Raw genomic sequence first — 16,108 nt, 5'->3', positions numbered from 1 at the left:
CCCCTGGCGACCGCTGTCCACGGTAACCGGGTTCTTGCCCGACGAGCACCCCGCCTGTTCCCATGGTCGAGGGGTGATGGCGCATGAGCGGACCGGGCGGACCGGGCGGACCGAGCGGATCGGGCGGACCGAGCGCACTGCGCGTCGTGCCGACCTGGCGGCACGGCCGTGAACGGCTGTACGTCTGCCGCCCGGACGGCCACAACGTCGCCTGGTACGACCGTGACACGGCCCGGATCAGCCTCCTCGGCGAGGAACACGAGCAGGACGTGCTCGACGCCCTCGGCCCGTTCCTGACCGGACCGGTGACGGTGGGCCCGCCGCCCGTGCCCGGTCCCGCCGAGCTGGCCCGGCTGTCCCTGCACCCCGACGACGACCTGGCGCCCAACCGCCCCGGCGAGGCCCTGCTGGTGGCCCTCGACCGCAGCCCCGGGCCCGCCCGCCGGCTGCGCCCCGACCCGCGCCGGCGCGCCCTCGCCGCCGAACAGGTGGTGGGCGAGGCCCTGGACCGGCTGGACGGCGCCGGCTGGCACACCCTGCACTCCGTCCCGCTGCCCGGCGGCGACCGCATCCACCACCTGCTGATCGGCCCCGGCGGCCTCTACGCCGTCCACACCCTCGACGCCCGCGGCCGGCGCGTCCGGGTGAGCGACCCGGCCGTCGCCCTGGGCCGCCGTGAACCGCGTCCGCTGCTGCGCCGGGTACGGGCCGACGCCGACCGCGCCGGGTACGCCCTGACCGCGGAGGTTCGCCCGGTCCTGGCCCTCGCCGGCCCGGCCGAGGTCACGGTCACCACCCCGCCGCGCGGCGTCCGCGTCCTGCGGGACACGGACCTGCCGGCCCTGGCCCGCGCGGGCGGGGTGCTGAAGCCGGCGGACGTGGAGGCGCTGCACGCGATGGCCCGGGACCGGAACACCTGGGCGAGGGTGTAGCCCGGCCCCCCGGCCCCCCGGCCCCCTGGCCCCCGGCCCCCCGGCCCCCCGGCCCCCTGGCCCCCGGCCCCCCGGCCCCCTGGCCCCCGGCCCTCCGGCCCCCGGCCCCGGGTCAGGGCAGGGGATGCGCGTGCCCGCGGTCGAGGAGGCCGGCGAGCAGATCGCCGTGGTCCTGGACGCGGGGCGCGAGGTCGGGCGCCCGGAACGTCAGCTGGTCCGGGGAGCGGCACTCCTCGACCTCGGTCCAGGTCACCGGCGCCGAGACCAGGGGCTCGCGCCGGGCCCGTACGGTGTAGGGCGCGGCGGTGGTCTTGCGGGCGGCGTTCTGGCTCCAGTCGACGAACACCTTCCCCGGCCGCAGGCTCCGGGTCATCCGGTGCACGACCAGCCGGGGCATGGCCCGCTCGGCCTCGACGGCCAGCTCCTTGGCGTAGTCGCTCACCCGCTCGGAGGCGGCCCCGCGCACCGCGGCCAGCAGGTGCAGCCCCTTGGAGCCCGACGTCTTGGCGTACGCCTCGATCCCGTCCGCCGCGAGCCGCTCGCGCAGCCACAGGGCGACCTCGCAGCAGTGGACGACCCCGGCCGGCGGCCCCGGGTCGAGGTCGAACACCAGCCGGTCGGCCTCACCGGGCGTCTGCACGAGCCACTGGTGCGTGTGGAACTCGGTGACCAGGTTCGCCGCCCAGACCAGACTCGGCAGGTCCTGCACCAGCACCATCCGGGCGGGCCCCTCCGCGCGGGGCACCTCGGCGGTGGTGACCCACTCGGGCGTACCGGGCGGCACGTTCTTGGCGAAGAACTGCTGTCCGTCGGGCCCGTCCGGATAGCGCAGGAACGACACCGGCCGGTCCCGCAGGTGGGGCAGCAGCACGGCGGCCGTGGTCGCGTAGTAGTGCAGCAGCTCCCCTTTGGTGAAGCCGGTCGCCGGGTACAGCACCTTCTCCAGATTGCTGAGCGCGACCTTCCGCCCCTCCACCTCTGTGATCGGCGTCATAAGATGACAATCTCAGACATTCCGGTACGGGACCTCGCACCGGCGGGCCGAGCGGGTCGCGGACGGCGGGTCCCACCCCGGAGGCCGCGGGGAACGGTGCCCCCCGGGTACGGCGGAAGGACGGGTGCTGCACGTGCGGTCGATCTGGAACGGCGCCATCTCCTTCGGGCTGGTCAGCATCCCGGTCAAGCTGATGAACGCCACCGAGAACCACTCGATCTCCTTCCGCCAGATCCACACCGAGGACCTGGGCCGCATCCGCTACAAGAAGTTCTGCGAACTGGAGGACCGCGAGGTCGGCTCCGGCGAGATCGCCAAGGGCTACGAGGACGCCGACGGCACGGTCATCCCCATCACCGACGAGGATCTCTCCCACATCCCGGTCTCCACGGCCCGCACGATCGAGATCGTCGCCTTCGTGCCGGCCGACCGCATCGACCCGCTCCAGATGGACACCGCCTACTACCTGGCGGTCGGCGGCGCCCCCGCGGCGAAGCCGTACACCCTGCTGCGCGAGGCCCTGCGGCGCAGCGACAAGGTAGCCATCGGCAAGTACGCCCTGCGCGGCCGGGAACGCCTGGGCATGCTGCGCGTCACCGGCGACGCCATCGTCATGCACGCCCTGCTGTGGCCCGACGAGGTACGCACCCCCGAGGGCGTCGCCCCGGACGAGAACGTCACCGTCCGCGACAAGGAACTCGACCTCGCCGACGCCCTCATGGAGACCCTGGGCGAGGTCGACCTCGACGACCTGCACGACGAGTACCGGGCGGCCCTTGAGGAGGTCATCGCAGCCAAGGCGGCCGGCGAGACCCCACCCGAGACCCCCGCCCCGGCCGACGGCGGCAAGGTCCTCGACCTGATGGCAGCCCTGGAACGCAGCGTCCGAGCAGCAAAGGAATCCCGCGGCGGGACCCCGGCCGCCGAGGAGGCCAAGGTCAGCCCATTGCGCCGACGCGGCTCCACGCCCAAGGAAACGGGCGGGAAGAAGTCGACGTCGACGGGGAAGAGGGCGGGGGGTGGATCGGCGGGGGGTACGAAGAAGGCGGCGGGGGCGAAGGCGGCGACAGCGAAGCCGGCGTCCGGGAAACCGTCGGCGTCGGCCGGAAAGGGAGCGGCGAAGAAGACCCCGGCCAAGGCGGCGGCGAAGACTTCGGCCAAGGCGACGGGAAAGGCCGACGGTGGCGGGACGGCGGAGAAGGCCGACGGTGGCGGGACGGCGGAGAAGGCCGACGGGGGCGGGACGACGGGGAAGGCCGGCGCGGGCAAGGCGACGGCCAAGAAGGCGACGCCCCGCAGACACCCGGCGTGAGCCGCACAACACGAGGCCCCTCCCGCGGGTGCGGGAGGGGCCTGTCGCGGGAGGGGCCTGTCTCAGCCTTTCTCCACTCTTAGGGCCGTGTCACAGGCCAGGGTCTGGGTGTAGGCGACGCCGTCCTGCTCGTAGGCGAAGCGGCAGCCGTCAACGTCTCCCTCGACCGTGCCGGTCACCTTGAGGTGCGCCAGGTAATAGATGTCGCCGTAGCCGCCGCCCTTGAGGGTGATCGGCGTGTGTGAGTAGTCCTTGAGCCCGGCGATGTCGGGCATGTCCCGGTCGCCCTGGCGGGCCATGAGGACCTCACCCTCCGACTCCACGCTGCTGACCGCCTTGTACCCCAGGAGTTTCATCCCGGAGGGAACGCGGAGCAGCTTCACCCCGGTCAGCGTCACCGGCCGGTCGGTGGTGTTGGAGACGTTGGGGAACGCGACCCACCACTCCTCGCCCACCTTGACGTGGTCGCTCCCCACGGTGCCGTTGGACCGGTTGCCGCCGCTGAGGGCGTGCCCCGTCTCCGGCCCGTCCGCCGCCGGGTCCGCGCACCCCGAGAGGGTCAGCGCCGCGGCCAGCAGAAGCAGGGCGGCACTAGTCCGACAGGAAGATGCCGGGGTTGCCCGAGGGCTTGTCATGCAGACCCCAAATGTAGTGCTTGTAGCGGCCGTTGCCCGCGGTGATGCGCTGCTTGTGATCACGGTCGTAGGAGGTGGAGGCACCGATCGTCAGGCCGTAGACGGTCGCCGCTCCGGTCCACTTGATGCTCCGCCCGCCGGAGAGCTGGAAGTACGACCCCTTGGGCACGACGGCCGTGCGGCTCTTGGGCACGCCGTAGAACTTCGTGCCGTCCTTGGAGCGCACGTCCTTGCCGTACTTGCCCGTGGAGCCGCCGCCGGGAATGTCGTACCGGCCGGCCTCGATCGTGTACCACTTGCCGTGCGGCACGCCGTTGCAGTAGTGCACCTTCTTGTACTTGGTGTACCGGATCGGCACCTTCCACTGCTTCGCGAAGTAGGGGCCCTTGTTGGTGTACCCCGTGGCGTGGCCGATGGAGCCGCCGACCGAACGCGACCCGCTCAGCTTCCAGTTCGTCCCGCCACCGCTGTAGCCGGTGTCGATCGTGCTGGACAGCTTGGCGTCGTAGTCGAACGTGGCCTTGGTGTCCCAGTACGCGTGCGCCTCGCCGACCGTCGTGTACGCGATCTTCGAGGACAGCTTGTACTTCACGGTCTCGCAATCCGGGTTGAACGGCGTGACCACCTGACCGCTGATGTCCTGCCCGTTCACGACGTTCGGATTGAACGAACCGCTCAGCGACGACCGGTCGCTCTGCCAGGCCGGCGGCTCCGCCTCGTCGTCGAGGGAGGCGTCGGCCTCGCGCTGCGCCGCGTAGGTGCTGGTCAGCTGCGAGGTGGTGGGCTCCACCGGGTCCCGGGCGTCGGGCGCGGAGGCCGGGGTCATCGCGGTGCTGTGCTGCTGTTCGCCCGCGACCGCCTGGGCCGCGAACGTGGTGGGCTGCCCGGTCACGGGGGAGGCGGGCGCCGCGACGACGTTGTCGACGCCGACCACGGGCACACCCGAGGTGGTGGCACCCTCCACGGTAGCGCTGAGGTTGAGGGCGCCGCCGTTGTCGTCCGCGGCCTGCTGAGCGGCGGCCGGCAGGGTGTCCGGCAGCGTCAGGGACCAGGTGCCGTCGGCGGCGGTCGTCACCGTGCCCACGGTCGGCTCCGTGACCGGGCCCGTGCTGTCACTGGTGTCGGTCGAGAGCTTGACCGACACCGGGAAGCCCGCGGCGGGCCGGCCGTTGGGCAGCGTGAACCGGCCCGAGACGGTCTTCGGCCCCGTCCCCGCGGGGTCGGGCGCACGCTCCGGCTCGATCTCCGGCACGTCCGGGTCCTCCGCGGGCAGCGCCCCCAGATGCGGCTTCTCCTCCGCCACGGGTGCGAGGCAGCTCGCGGTGTCGGTCATGACCGGGCCGTAGAGACCCTCGAAGACCGAGTCGTTGGCCGGGGCCAGGGGCGAGCCGGTGTAGGAACGCACCACGCCGGTGGTCGTGTCGGCGGGGGCGCTGGCGGTGTAGACCGTGCCGGGACCGGGACTCCAGGCCCGCGCGGCACCGGTCAGCCCGGTCGCCACCACGGTGGACGTGGCGGCGACGGTCACGTTGCCGGCCGCCTCGCCGTACGCCCAGGAGCGGATCTCCCCGTGGGACAGGGTGAACACCTTGCCCCCGTAGGCCCAGACGGAGTCGGCGGACTTGAACGCCTCCACCTGCGGGTTCCCGCTCGGGATGATGGTGAGCAGCGTGAGGGTGCCGTCACCCGTCGCCGGCGAGCCCTGCTTGTAGATCTCGAGCTTGCCGCCGTCGTGGTTGACGAAGACGAGCCCCGAGCCGTCGGACCAGGCGCTGTGCCGCGCCGTCCAGTTGACGTCGTACGTGTGCACCGGCGTCAGCAGCTTGCCGCCGGACGCGGTGTCGTCCCGGTAGGTCTTCAGCGCGCCGTCCGCGGTGACCTCGTAGATGATCCCGTGGCCACCCGTGAACAGCGAACTGGTGCTCGCCACCGAGGCGGTCCTCTCCGTGTCGAACAGCGGCCCGTTGACGTCACCGCCCTGCGGGTCCCAGTCGAGGTATTTCCGCAGCGTGAAGGACGAGCCCGCCTTCACGGCGGCACCCGGCTTCTTCTCCAGGACGTACGTCGACACGTTCGACGCACACTCCCCGGCGGACGCGGCCTGCGGCGCGACAGCCTGCGGCACCGCGATGAATCCAGTGGCCAGAGCACAGGCCAGCGCGCCGACGACGACGCCTCTGGATGCCCTGACGTGTATGTGATTGGTCATTTCACTCCCGTAGCGGCATGAATAAGTCTCTTCACGCCGGGGAGGCATACAACCATGATCAGTTCACCCTGCCAACAGAGGAATCGGAGGCCGTAATTCCGCTATCGGATGCCGTTGACGGGTATGCCCAAGCTTGAACTGATTCGCCGGTCACTGACGAGCGTTCAGTTGAGCTTGGATTGAGCTTCTGACCAGCGGAAGTTACCGAACCTTGACATGCGGCCACTGCTCACCGCCGGTGCCGTCTGCCGCCTGCGGCCGGTCGGTGATTGCCCCACCCGGGCGTGACGACGCTCCCCACCCGCCCTGCTGCCGACAGGGCTTTTGGCTACCGCCTACCGCCCATGCCCGCCGCGGCCCCGGACCCACCGCTCCATACTGCGAGGGTGACCCCGTCCGAAGAAGGCGAAGCCCTCCACCCCGAGTGGTCCGAGACCGCCAACAACGTGCACGGCATCCTGCACAACTGCCCAGCCGCGTCACCCGTCGCCGAGCACTTCGCCCGGGCCGGCTGGAGGTCCCGGCCCTCCTCCTGGCACGACTACGAAGTAGGCACCGACTGGTGCGAGCTGGAGCTGGCCCCGCTGGAGGGACAGGAGCTGCTGCTGCACGGGGTGGTCGATCCGACGCGACTGGATGAACTGGGCGGGTTTCTGGAGCGGTTCGGCCTGGCGTACGGCTTGGAGCTGTACGACGCGGAGGGTCGGTTGGTGCGTGAGATACGAGGTTGAGGCGAGGGGCTGGGCATCAGGGTTTTCGAGGCGCGGGGGAGCGGTCGGGTCTCACAGGGGCGTGACGGACCTAGCGGGCCTGGCCCCGGCGTCAGGTGGCTGACTGCTGGGCGCGCGGTCCGGGCGCCGAGGGGCCCGGGTGGAACGGAGGCAGGAGCGCATCGCATGAGCCGGCCGCCGTCCGAGTCGCTTGGGGCCTTGGTGGCGGAGTAGGGCGTCCACGAAGTGCGAACTGGCGATTGAAGCGGTAGGCAGTACACGCGGCCGAGTGGCTGCAATCGGTGTTGTCGTGCCACTCCTCGTCCAGTGGGGTTGGCGGGGCGGGCATGCGAACAGCTTCGAGTGAGGTCACAACTGGATTACTGTCTTCACCGGCCCCTCACATCTGTCCTGTCTGGGTGGGTAGTTTCGCCGCTCACGTACTCGAACAGGGGGGTCCTGTGAGCTACTACCAGCCTCAACCGCCATTCCAGCCTCCACCCGGACCGCCGGCCTTCCGCCCTGCGCCCAAGTGGGCCCGCAAGCGCTTCGTACTGCCCGCTCTGGGAGTCGCCTTCATCATCGGTGTCGGCAGCGCCGGCGCGGACGGTCAGGGCTCCGGCACGACGAAGTCGGTGGCTGACAGCAAGGCACGGCCTGCGCCCACGGTCACCGCAACAGCGACGGCGACGGCAACGGTGACTGCCAGGCCGAAACCCGCGCCTACGGTCACGAAGAGGGTCAAGGTCAAGGTGACCGTCACCGCGCGCGCCGCGGGGTCGGGAACGGGTGGCAGTTCGACGTCTGGTGGATCGTCCAGCGGTGGGTCCACCTCGTCAGGTGGCTCGGGCTCCGCGGCGGCCGGTGCGACGGCTCGATGCAACGACGGCACATACTCGTACGCCGCCCACCATCAGGGAGCCTGCTCGCACCACGGTGGCGTTGCTGTCTTCTACCGGTAGCCGACATCTCCGGCTGGTGCTCCAGGCGGTGGGGTGAGTGTGGGACCGGTTGCACATTCACATCGGGCGTCCGTCCCTCCCGCGTTCCCCAAGCGTCTCGACCCATCGATGTCCATGGGTTCCGGCATGCAACCGACCGCCCCGGGGCACATACGCCTCCACATACGCGAAGGCCCCGGCTCAGCGCTTCGGCTGATGACGGGGTCTTGGGCGTTGTATTACTGGGTGCCCCCGGCAGCATTCAGACCTGCGCACACGGCTCCGGAGAGCCCGTGCGTCGCTCAGCTTTCAGCAGGTTAAGGGTGCAGAGGCTGCTTCGATCGTCTAGCCAGTCCACAAATAGGCCGCCGCTGACTTCCGAGCTACGCCTTCGGGAAGCTCTGCTTCAGCCACTGGCGGACGGCGCCAACAGTCGTGCGGCCGTTGTGGCGCAGGGCGTCGATCACGTCGCGGCCTGCGATGAGAATGATCGGGTGGCCATCCTCATGAACCTCTTCTTGGACCTGCTTCTGGAAGTATGAAGTGGTTACCAGGACGCCGAAATTGCGATGCCTGATTCGGGAGATCAGTCGTGAGACCTCCCGCACGCCTACCGAGTTGCCGACGCCGTAGCACTTCGCTTCGAGAGCGAAGTCAATGGAGATGCGACTGGATGTCGGCCCGAGGCCGTAGGTGCCGACGGCATCGCGCCCTCCGTCCCTGCTGGGGCGCGTAAGGTCCACTGGTCCGGTGTTCCGGGCGATCAAACGCCAGATTGCCACGGCACACGCCTCGAAGTCGTGCTCCCGCTCGCGGAAGTACTCGCGGATCACCTCCAGCATGGCCGCGCCTAGGGCGTCGTCCGGGAGCTGCTCGACCTTGGAGCGGATGACGGTAGTCGTAGGCGCTAGCAGTGGCCGGTAGACACGTCCCTCCACCCAAGTGCGCCAGACCTCGGGACACGCACCGCCCAGCGGGTCACCGCCGTCGAGCAGGTGCTCAATCCAGCTGCGCGGAATCCTGTCATGGTCGAGGACGGTGAAGTGTGACCGGTAGTTCTGGAACCGGAGCCCCGATGTCGTCCGCCAGATGGCAGCGAGTTCGTCGTCAGATGTGAGGGTCGGTCCGCCTGGTGCCAGGAGCCCGCGGAAACGCACTGCCCGGCCTAGGGAGCCTGCCTTCTCGAACAGGAGAAACGGAGGCACCTTGGCCCGGTCATCTGCAGTTCCGTGCGATGCGGCGAAGACGTCCCGGAGGAGGACGTTGCCAGACCGTGGGGTGTTGTGGAGGCCTTGACCAGGCTTCTTGTTATCTCCGTAGTACGTGAAGGTGCCCGTCTCGATGTCCAGGTGGTCGGGCCAGTCAACATCGCTACCGCTCGTGTAAAGCACAGCCAACTTCACAGTCCCCTTGGTAGGGGAGCCGGAATACCGGAAGCCGCCCTGGTTACCAACTCCCTTTACAAGTTTAGAGATGGGATCGTCGCCGGTGTTGCCACTCGTGCCGCCGGCGTAGAAGGCGTCGACGAGTAGGTCAGCGGTTTCCAGATCCGGGAACGCTACGTGAGGCTCAGAAGCGGCAGGAAGGGCCATGCTCGCAAGATCTACCAGTAGGCACTGACAGAGGCGCCCGAGTGGCGGGCTTGGCTGATCAGAACGGCCGCCCGTGAGGGCTGCCAACAGCCCTGCGTAAGATCCTCTGCACGGGCTTGAGTGGTCACGGTGAGGGCGATGAGGCCGCAACCTGTGATGGACCTCTTCGCTGGCTGAGGAGGATTGCCTGAAGGCGGAGGGCTGTGTGGAGCCGTTCACATGCATCTACGCGCGCTCGGGGGCTCAGGGCTCTCTCTCGTGCTGGTACTCGGGACGGGACGGTACGCATGCGAACGAGACGAGAAGTGAGACCACGGCCGGAGCCGGGGTTGGCGGGTACCGGGAAAACGAACAGGTCTCTGCGGAACGCCCCGATCTGCAACCTCACCCTCTGCTTGCGGCGATCGCTGAGGCATAGGAGGCTTTGTCCCGTGCTCAGGGAACCAATCCAGCTGACCATCGCAGAAGACGGCTCGGTCATCCTCCCCCTTGGCGTACTCGCCGAGGCGGGGCTGTCGCCAGGGAGCTCCGTGCTGGCCTACAGCAATGGCGACGGCTGGATCGTGCTGCGCAGGGAAGAGGACGCGGTACAGGACCTCATCGAATTTGGGCGCCTCGACTAGCAGGACGAACGGCGTCAACAACCTCGATGATGCGCTCGACGGCCTCCTCTGGAGCCTCATGCTCCCAGACCCGGACGACTGTCCACCCTGCGGCTGTCAGAGCTTCGTCGGCAGCCCTGTCACGTGCTACGTTGCGTTCCAGCTTCGGCCCCCAGTAGCCACCATTGACACCCGGCTGCCGGCCATGCTCGGGGCAGCAGTGCCAGAAGCACCCGTCCACGAAGACAGCTACTCGCGCGCGCGTAAAGACGATGTCTGGCCGCGGCCGCGCGCCCTCCAGCTGCAGGCGGACATCCACCCGATACCGCTTCCCCGCGGCGTGAAGCAGGGAGCGAATCGTCCGCTCGGGCTTGGTGTCCCGCCGCTTGATTGCAGCCATGTTGCGCGAGCGGCCGGGGGTCGGCGGCGTCGACGCTGCGGGGTCGGTGTTGGAGGCCATCCGTTACACCGTAGTCAAGTCTGTCAGACCCTGGGTGTTTCATGGGTCAGGATGGTAGACCTGTGCAATCACAACCCGGAGGTATGAGCGTGGCTGATCTGTCGGCCGTGGAGATCTGCGCGGGCGCTGGCGGTCAGTCGCTGGGCCTTGAGCTGGCGGGCTTCGACCATGCCCTCGCGGTAGAGCTCGACGAGAACGCGGTCAACACACTCCGTGAGAACAGGGACTGGGACGTCCGGCACGGTGACGTAGCTGACGACAGCGTGTGGGACCCCAACGAGTATGTTGGCGTGGACCTACTCGCTGGTGGAGTGCCTTGCCCGCCTTTCTCAATCGCTGGCAAGCAGCTGGGCGCGACCGACGAACGGGACCTCTTCGCCTGGGCGGTCGAGCTGGCAGGGAAGATGCAGCCGCGGGCTCTGCTCCTGGAGAACGTGCGTGGCCTGTCCATGCCTCGGTTCTCTGCCTATCGTCAGCACGTGAAGGATCGCCTCCGGGATCTTGGCTACTGGTCTGACTGGCAGCTCCTGCAGGCGAACGAGTACGGCGTGCCCCAGCTGCGTCCCCGCTTCGTCCTGGTCGCCATGCGGCATGAGGATGCTCAGTGGTTCGAATGGCCTGAGCCTTCGCCTACCAGCAAGACGGTGGGCAGTGTGCTGCAGAAGATGATGGGCGCGGGCGGCTGGGCTGGTGCCGATCTATGGGTGGAGAAGGCCCAGGGCATCGCACCGACCATCGTGGGTGGCTCAAAGAAGCACGGGGGCGCTGACCTCGGCCCGACTCGGGCTAAGGCAGCATGGCGAACTCTCGGTGTAGATGCGATGGGCGTGGCTGATGCGCCACCGAACGAGTCACACCCCGTCAGCTTTGTACCCAAACTGACCACTGAGATGGTGGCGCGCATTCAAGGCTGGCAAGACGGATCCGAGTATGAGTGGAGATTTACCGGACGGAAGACTGCGAGGTATCGGCAGATTGGTAACGCATTCCCTCCGCCCGTAGCGCGCGCCGTTGGCACAGCTATCGCCGACGCGTTGAACAGAAAAGGCCAACCCAAAGAGTTGTCTGATGTAGAGAATGAGGTCATGCACGACCGGCTCTACCTGGCCTTGAAGAACGCTTCATTCCCACTCACGGCGAAAGAGCTAGTAAAGCTGTCCGGCGAGAAAATGGATGCGCGGACCTTCGAGCGTCGCATGGCGATGCTCGCACGCGACTTCGTGATCAAGGAAGACGAGCAACTCGGAGGCCGTGCGTACCAGCTGGCGGGCTTCAAGGGGTTCATAGGTCAGGAAGATCATGACCGGCACGCACGGTTCGCGGAGTTTAGGTCACGGATCAGTTAACACTCGTCCATATCCGACGGTGTACGCAGCAACGGTGTAATCTACAGGCAGTCCAGTTACATCATCCCGGGGGGGATGCGCTCATGGCGCACAAGTTGCTCGACATTACTCCTACGCCAGACGTTCTGGTGGCTCTCACTCGCACGCCCATCACTCCGCTCGATGCGCTAAGCGAGCTTATCGACAACGCCATCGACTCGTTCAGGGCTGCAGAAACAGCGGGAATTCTGTCCCCGGTCCGTCAGGTCTTCATCGACGTGCCAGGCAACGCAGAGGTGAGCAGGGGAGAGGGGCTCATCCGGATACGTGATACCGGGGCGGGGCTGTCTGAAGATCAAATCGCTAACGCGATGCGTGCCGGCTTCAGCAGTAAAAACCACTTCGACACGCTTGGCCTGTTTGGCATGGGCTTCAACATTGCCACCGGCAAGCTTGGTCGTGTCACGAAAGTCGTCTCGGCCCGCGAAGAAGATGATTACGCCGTGGAAGTCGTCCTGGACTTGCCGAAGCTGATCCAGAACGGCGCCTTCACCGTAAATGCGGAACGGACTAGTAAGCCGCAGGGACTATCGCGCGGCACAGTTGTGGAAATCCGTGGATGGTGGCCGAACGGCGACGCAAACAGCGGATTTATCCGTGATCTCGCGAAGATTCCCAAGAACACTCTTCGTGAGCGTATTGGTCGTCGCTATGCGACCTTGCTGCGCGGCGAACTCGGTGATCCGGTGCACATCAGCGTAAACGGAGAGCGATGCAAGGCCTTCGAGCACTGTGCATGGTCCGCTGATCGTTTCGTCAAGCACAAGACGCACGGCAACATCCCCGCACGTATCGACTTCGACGAAGTTGTCGAGCGCTCACGAAGGTGTTTGCGGGACGGAGCCGAGTTCGCGGATATGGATTCTTGCCCCCGCTGCGGTAGCACCGAGAGCAGGGAGGTAGTGCACCGAGTACGTGGCTGGGTTGGCATTCAGCGGTTTGACGACCAGGACGATTTCGGCATTGATCTAATCAGGAACGGTCGTGCTATCCGGGTCGCTGAAAAAGCCGCGTTCTTCGAGCACACCGACGAGGTCACGGGCAAGCCAGAGCGAGAATACCCGATTGACCAGCAGTACGGACGCATCATCGGTGAAGTGTATCTGGACCAGGTCCCGGTCGATTTTCAGAAGCAGAACTTCCAGCAAGCTACTGCTGAGTGGCAGGCGGCCATGAAGTTCCTTCGAGGCGGTTCCCTGTTGCCGACAAAGTGGCCTGCCGAATCGCCAAACGAAACGCCAGTCTCCCGACTTTTTCAGGGATATCGCAAGGTCAGGCAGATTGGGCTTGGCGATATGTACATGGGCCAGTACGATCCCGTTAAGGGTAAGGCGGCCCGCATCTCACGTGAGATTGAGGACGAGTACTACCAGCGATTCTTGCGGCATGAGCCTGGTTATTACGACGACGAAAAATGGTGGGAGCTCGTTGAGACCGCGGGCATCCCGCCTATTGCGGCGACCGTTGAATGCCCTGAGTGCGGCTATCAGAATGCCCAAGGTGCGGAAGTCTGTGATGACTGTGGGCACGTCCTCGTCGCAAAGAAGTGTCGGAATTCAGAGTGCCAAAAAGAGATCGCTCGATCGGCCGTTTCCTGTGCGCACTGCGGCACCTCGCAGGTACCCAAGGTAGAGCTGCCGTGGGCTTGTGCATTCTGTAGTACGGCCAATAAAGCTGGCGATGAGCACTGCTCAGTATGCAACAGCGTTAAGGGCACCCCACACCCTGCAAGTCCCGAGGCTCTCTCCTCGGCCGCAGAAGAGCACCCCGAATTGGGCGCCACCTCATTGAGCATCACTCTGAGCAATGGGAAGCCAAGTGATCCACTCGAGATCAAAGTATCTTCCGTTAAGCGGCCCATAGTTGCCTCTTACGGTAATGAGTCAGTCCCGATGGTCACCGAGCGAAAGCCTGGCCGACTCTCTGTATTCATCGACTTGAGTCACTCTGCGTTCACTGCGCTAGGCATTAAGCCTGAGTACCTAATCGCTGCCGAAGCTGCTCAGTACTTGTACGCTCTGCACGCAAACTTGCAAGGCAAGCCCGGGCACACAATCGCAGCTCTTACGACTGAGGTACTGAGGGAAGGTTGGGGTGACTCTGTCACCGAGACCGCCGATACCGTCGGGGCCCGCATCAAAGACTTGTTCAACCTCATCATAGAGAAGATCGTAACTGCCCCGAAAGCCGAGGACTTTTACGATGAACTCGACGAGGCGCAGCAACGCTCAATGGCCGAATCGATGATCACTTCCGGTGTTGATTTGTCGGAGCTGAACAGTCTGAAAAAGTCAGGGGGCTACTTGCGTTTCTGTGACCGGGACACGCTCGCATCTTTCTTCGATAGTCACCCTGAGAGCTGGTTCAACGGCCAAGTGTGGTCCGATGATTGGCCTGAGGCGTCAGAGTTCGGTCCCGTGGTCGCCGAGAAGTTGCGGGAGGAGCTGCACCTCAAGTACTTGCGTTGCCTGCAAGACTGTGCCTCGTACCTTCGCTATGGGCAGCCTGAGCGACTGCTCGTCATTCGCGCCAGTGCAGCAGCTGAATTCCTGGGTGACAAGATTTCATGAGGCAGCGTATTGCCACTGATTTGTACCTTCGCGGTACAGGATGGCAAGCCCTCGAACGCACCGTCCAGCGCCTGCTTATTGCGCGTGGCTATACCGGCGTTCAACTGGCCGGAGCTTCAGGCGACGGGGGCGCTGATGTCATCGCTACCCTCAGAGGCCGACGTTGGCTGTTTCAGGTCAAACGCTGGCGTGTGCCTGTGGGCTCGGAAGTGATAGCAGAGACAGTTGCCGCGTGCCGCCGTTACGACGCAGACGTCCCAGTGGTTGTCAGTGTAAGCGGGTTCGATGCAAAGGCTACTGCGCAACAGGCTCAGCTCATGGCTAGTGGTCTTCCTTTGCAGCTATGGGATCGCCGGACTCTCATTCGCCAAGCGGATAGAGTTCCCGAAGAGGCTCTCTCTCAGAGGGAGCCCGATAAGTACAATCTACGCTCTTATCAAGCCGCTGCTGTCGACAGCATGATGGGCGAATTGATCAACGGATCGCGAAGTGCTCTCGTTGTGCTTGCCACCGGGCTAGGGAAAACCTTCGTCGCGGCAGAGTTCTATCGGCGCTTCACCATGAGGCGTCCGGGAGTTAAGACGCTCGTCCTTGCTCACCGAAATGAACTTGTTTACCAGTTGGAGCGCTCTTTCTGGCCGATGCTGCCGGCCTCTCGCTCAACTGGGGTGTGGAATGGGATCGAACGGCCTACTTCCAGCGCGCTCGCCGATCTTGATATCGTTTTTGCCTGTGTTGACAGTGTTGCGAGCACTGTCTCCTCGGGGGGCACTGTCAGCGATTACGGACTCGTCATCGTGGATGAGTGTCACCATCTCGGGACGAGCACGTACAACACCGTTTTGGAGGAGCTTTCTGCTGGCGATGGCGGGTCGTTCCTTGTTGGGATGACGGCCACTCCCTGGCGCCCAGACGGAAAGACGCTGCACCAGTGGTTTGATTTTCCAGTGGTGGACGTGGACATGGTTCGCGGTCTTCAGGACGGTTACCTCGCAAACGTCGATTACCGAATGTATACCGATAACATTGACTGGGACTTGCTGCGCTCAGGGTTGTCGAAGTCCGCACCGGCGCTCACTCCCCGGGGGATGAATCGAACACTCTTTATCGACGAGTGGGACGATGCCGTCGTAGAGCGACTCTCTGAGGCCTGGAGGGAGCAGAGGAATCCGAGAGGAATCGTCTTCTGCGGCACCATCGATCATGCTGAGCGCATGGCTGGGCGCATCAATGCCTTGGGATTTACGAGTGCTCAAGTGATTGCATCCCGCACATCAGAAGGCAAGGCCGTCGACGCCGCGACACGTAATCGAATCCTGTGGGACTTTGCCGACGGCCGGACGGGGATTCTTTGTGCCGTGGACATCTTGAACGAGGGTGTAGATGTACCCGACGTGAACATCGTCGTTTTTCAGCGAGTCACGCACAGTCGACGCATCTTTGTGCAGCAGCTCGGTAGGGGCTTGAGGCTGGCACCGGACAAGGATCGAGTCATCGTCCTCGATTTCGTCTCCGATATCCGACGCTTCGCTGCCGGTCTAGAACTGCAGGACTCACTCAAAACGCAAACAGGCCGCCGTGATCCACGGGTACAAATCGGTAGTCAGGTCACCTTCATGCGAGCCAATAGTCAAGACCGTCAAGGGGCTGAGTTTCTTCGCGAATGGCTTGGCGATCTTGAGGAGGTTGAGAACGCTGGCGAAGACGTTCAAATTCTCCGCTATCCTCCTGAAGAAGCCCTCGCGAGAGTCGTCAACAAATAGGTT

Annotated in this window: 14 protein-coding genes; 8 read left to right on the top strand and 6 right to left on the bottom strand. The window is 65.5% G+C overall.

Annotated features, from left to right (window positions below):
• Positions 1-83: 83 nt before the first annotated feature.
• Positions 84-932 carry a nuclease-related domain-containing protein gene (locus tag ACZ6CZ_RS24615; RefSeq protein ID WP_469024944.1) on the top strand — a complete coding sequence of 283 codons (849 nt, stop codon included), beginning with the start codon at positions 84-86 and terminating at the stop codon, positions 930-932.
• Positions 933-1,044: 112 nt separating this feature from the next.
• On the opposite strand, the gene ligD is transcribed toward ACZ6CZ_RS24615, so the two are convergent.
• Positions 1,045-1,926 (bottom strand): non-homologous end-joining DNA ligase, encoded by an 882-nt coding sequence (gene ligD, locus ACZ6CZ_RS24610; RefSeq protein ID WP_469024941.1) that lies wholly within the window; start codon positions 1,924-1,926, stop codon positions 1,045-1,047.
• A 133-nt stretch (positions 1,927-2,059) separates the two neighbouring features.
• Here ligD and ku point away from each other — a divergent pair, with 133 nt between their 5' ends.
• Positions 2,060-3,238 (top strand): non-homologous end joining protein Ku, encoded by a 1,179-nt coding sequence (gene ku, locus ACZ6CZ_RS24605; protein WP_469025246.1) that lies wholly within the window; start codon positions 2,060-2,062, stop codon positions 3,236-3,238.
• Positions 3,239-3,300: 62 nt separating this feature from the next.
• On the opposite strand, the gene ACZ6CZ_RS24600 is transcribed toward ku, so the two are convergent.
• Positions 3,301-3,873, bottom strand: a complete 573-nt coding sequence (locus tag ACZ6CZ_RS24600) for a hypothetical protein (protein WP_469024939.1) — start codon at positions 3,871-3,873, stop codon at positions 3,301-3,303.
• Positions 3,830-6,082: a hypothetical protein gene (locus ACZ6CZ_RS24595; protein WP_469024937.1), complete on the bottom strand. Its 2,253-nt coding sequence runs from the start codon at positions 6,080-6,082 to the stop codon at positions 3,830-3,832. The genes ACZ6CZ_RS24600 and ACZ6CZ_RS24595 overlap by 44 nt, the downstream gene beginning before the upstream one ends.
• A 386-nt stretch (positions 6,083-6,468) precedes the next feature.
• On the opposite strand from ACZ6CZ_RS24595, the gene ACZ6CZ_RS24590 reads away from it, so the two are divergent.
• A complete protein-coding gene (locus tag ACZ6CZ_RS24590) occupies positions 6,469-6,813 on the top strand; it encodes a hypothetical protein (RefSeq protein WP_469024934.1) in 345 nt (114 codons plus the stop codon).
• Positions 6,814-7,402: 589 nt separating this feature from the next.
• Here the strand turns inward: ACZ6CZ_RS24590 and ACZ6CZ_RS24585 are convergent.
• A complete protein-coding gene (locus ACZ6CZ_RS24585; RefSeq protein WP_469025268.1) occupies positions 7,403-7,624 on the bottom strand; it encodes a hypothetical protein in 222 nt (73 codons plus the stop codon).
• Between ACZ6CZ_RS24585 and ACZ6CZ_RS24580 the strand changes: the two genes are divergently transcribed.
• Complete coding sequence (locus ACZ6CZ_RS24580) at positions 7,545-7,754, top strand: DUF3761 domain-containing protein (RefSeq protein ID WP_469025243.1); 210 nt, start codon at positions 7,545-7,547, stop codon at positions 7,752-7,754. The two genes, ACZ6CZ_RS24585 and ACZ6CZ_RS24580, sit on opposite strands and share 80 nt — an antisense overlap.
• 362 nt (positions 7,755-8,116) lie before the next feature.
• Here the strand turns inward: ACZ6CZ_RS24580 and ACZ6CZ_RS24575 are convergent, their stop codons facing one another.
• The gene (locus tag ACZ6CZ_RS24575) at positions 8,117-9,325 is read right to left on the bottom strand and encodes a restriction endonuclease (protein WP_469024932.1); all 1,209 of its coding nucleotides are present in this window, start codon (positions 9,323-9,325) and stop codon (positions 8,117-8,119) included.
• Positions 9,326-9,756: 431 nt separating this feature from the next.
• On the opposite strand from ACZ6CZ_RS24575, the gene ACZ6CZ_RS24570 reads away from it, so the two are divergent.
• On the top strand, positions 9,757-9,948 hold the full coding sequence (locus ACZ6CZ_RS24570; protein ID WP_469024930.1) for a hypothetical protein: 192 nt from the start codon (positions 9,757-9,759) through the stop codon (positions 9,946-9,948).
• Here the strand turns inward: ACZ6CZ_RS24570 and ACZ6CZ_RS24565 are convergent.
• Positions 9,923-10,387: a very short patch repair endonuclease gene (locus ACZ6CZ_RS24565; RefSeq protein WP_469024928.1), complete on the bottom strand. Its 465-nt coding sequence runs from the start codon at positions 10,385-10,387 to the stop codon at positions 9,923-9,925. The genes ACZ6CZ_RS24570 and ACZ6CZ_RS24565 overlap by 26 nt on opposite strands.
• 89 nt (positions 10,388-10,476) lie before the next feature.
• Here ACZ6CZ_RS24565 and ACZ6CZ_RS24560 point away from each other — a divergent pair, with 89 nt between their 5' ends.
• The 3 genes from ACZ6CZ_RS24560 to ACZ6CZ_RS24550 all read left to right on the top strand — a co-directional run bounded on the left by ACZ6CZ_RS24560 (position 10,477) and on the right by ACZ6CZ_RS24550 (position 16,105).
• Complete coding sequence (locus ACZ6CZ_RS24560) at positions 10,477-11,733, top strand: DNA cytosine methyltransferase (protein WP_469024925.1); 1,257 nt, start codon at positions 10,477-10,479, stop codon at positions 11,731-11,733.
• 83 nt (positions 11,734-11,816) lie between these two features.
• On the top strand, positions 11,817-14,342 hold the full coding sequence (locus ACZ6CZ_RS24555) for an ATP-binding protein (RefSeq protein ID WP_469024923.1): 2,526 nt from the start codon (positions 11,817-11,819) through the stop codon (positions 14,340-14,342).
• A complete protein-coding gene (locus tag ACZ6CZ_RS24550; protein ID WP_469024920.1) occupies positions 14,339-16,105 on the top strand; it encodes a DEAD/DEAH box helicase family protein in 1,767 nt (588 codons plus the stop codon). The genes ACZ6CZ_RS24555 and ACZ6CZ_RS24550 overlap by 4 nt, the downstream gene beginning before the upstream one ends.
• Positions 16,106-16,108: the final 3 nt, after the last annotated feature.

The organism is Streptomyces sp. NPDC041135 (assembly GCF_055592085.1).
Note: the sequence above shows the minus strand (reverse complement) of the source record. Positions and strands in the feature narration are given on the sequence as shown.

Bases quoted from the DNA above. Each gene is read 5' to 3' on its own strand.
- ACZ6CZ_RS24615 (WP_469024944.1), top strand. From the start codon at position 84: ATGAGCGGACCGGGCGGACCGGGCGGACCGAGCGGATCGGGCGGACCG.
- ligD (WP_469024941.1), bottom strand. From the start codon at position 1,926: ATGACGCCGATCACAGAGGTGGAGGGGCGGAAGGTCGCGCTCAGCAAT.
- ACZ6CZ_RS24600 (WP_469024939.1), bottom strand. From the start codon at position 3,873: ATGACAAGCCCTCGGGCAACCCCGGCATCTTCCTGTCGGACTAGTGCC.
- ACZ6CZ_RS24595 (WP_469024937.1), bottom strand. From the start codon at position 6,082: ATGACCAATCACATACACGTCAGGGCATCCAGAGGCGTCGTCGTCGGC.
- ACZ6CZ_RS24575 (WP_469024932.1), bottom strand. From the start codon at position 9,325: ATGGCCCTTCCTGCCGCTTCTGAGCCTCACGTAGCGTTCCCGGATCTG.
- ACZ6CZ_RS24565 (WP_469024928.1), bottom strand. From the start codon at position 10,387: ATGGCCTCCAACACCGACCCCGCAGCGTCGACGCCGCCGACCCCCGGC.
- ACZ6CZ_RS24555 (WP_469024923.1), top strand. From the start codon at position 11,817: ATGGCGCACAAGTTGCTCGACATTACTCCTACGCCAGACGTTCTGGTG.
- ACZ6CZ_RS24550 (WP_469024920.1), top strand. From the start codon at position 14,339: ATGAGGCAGCGTATTGCCACTGATTTGTACCTTCGCGGTACAGGATGG.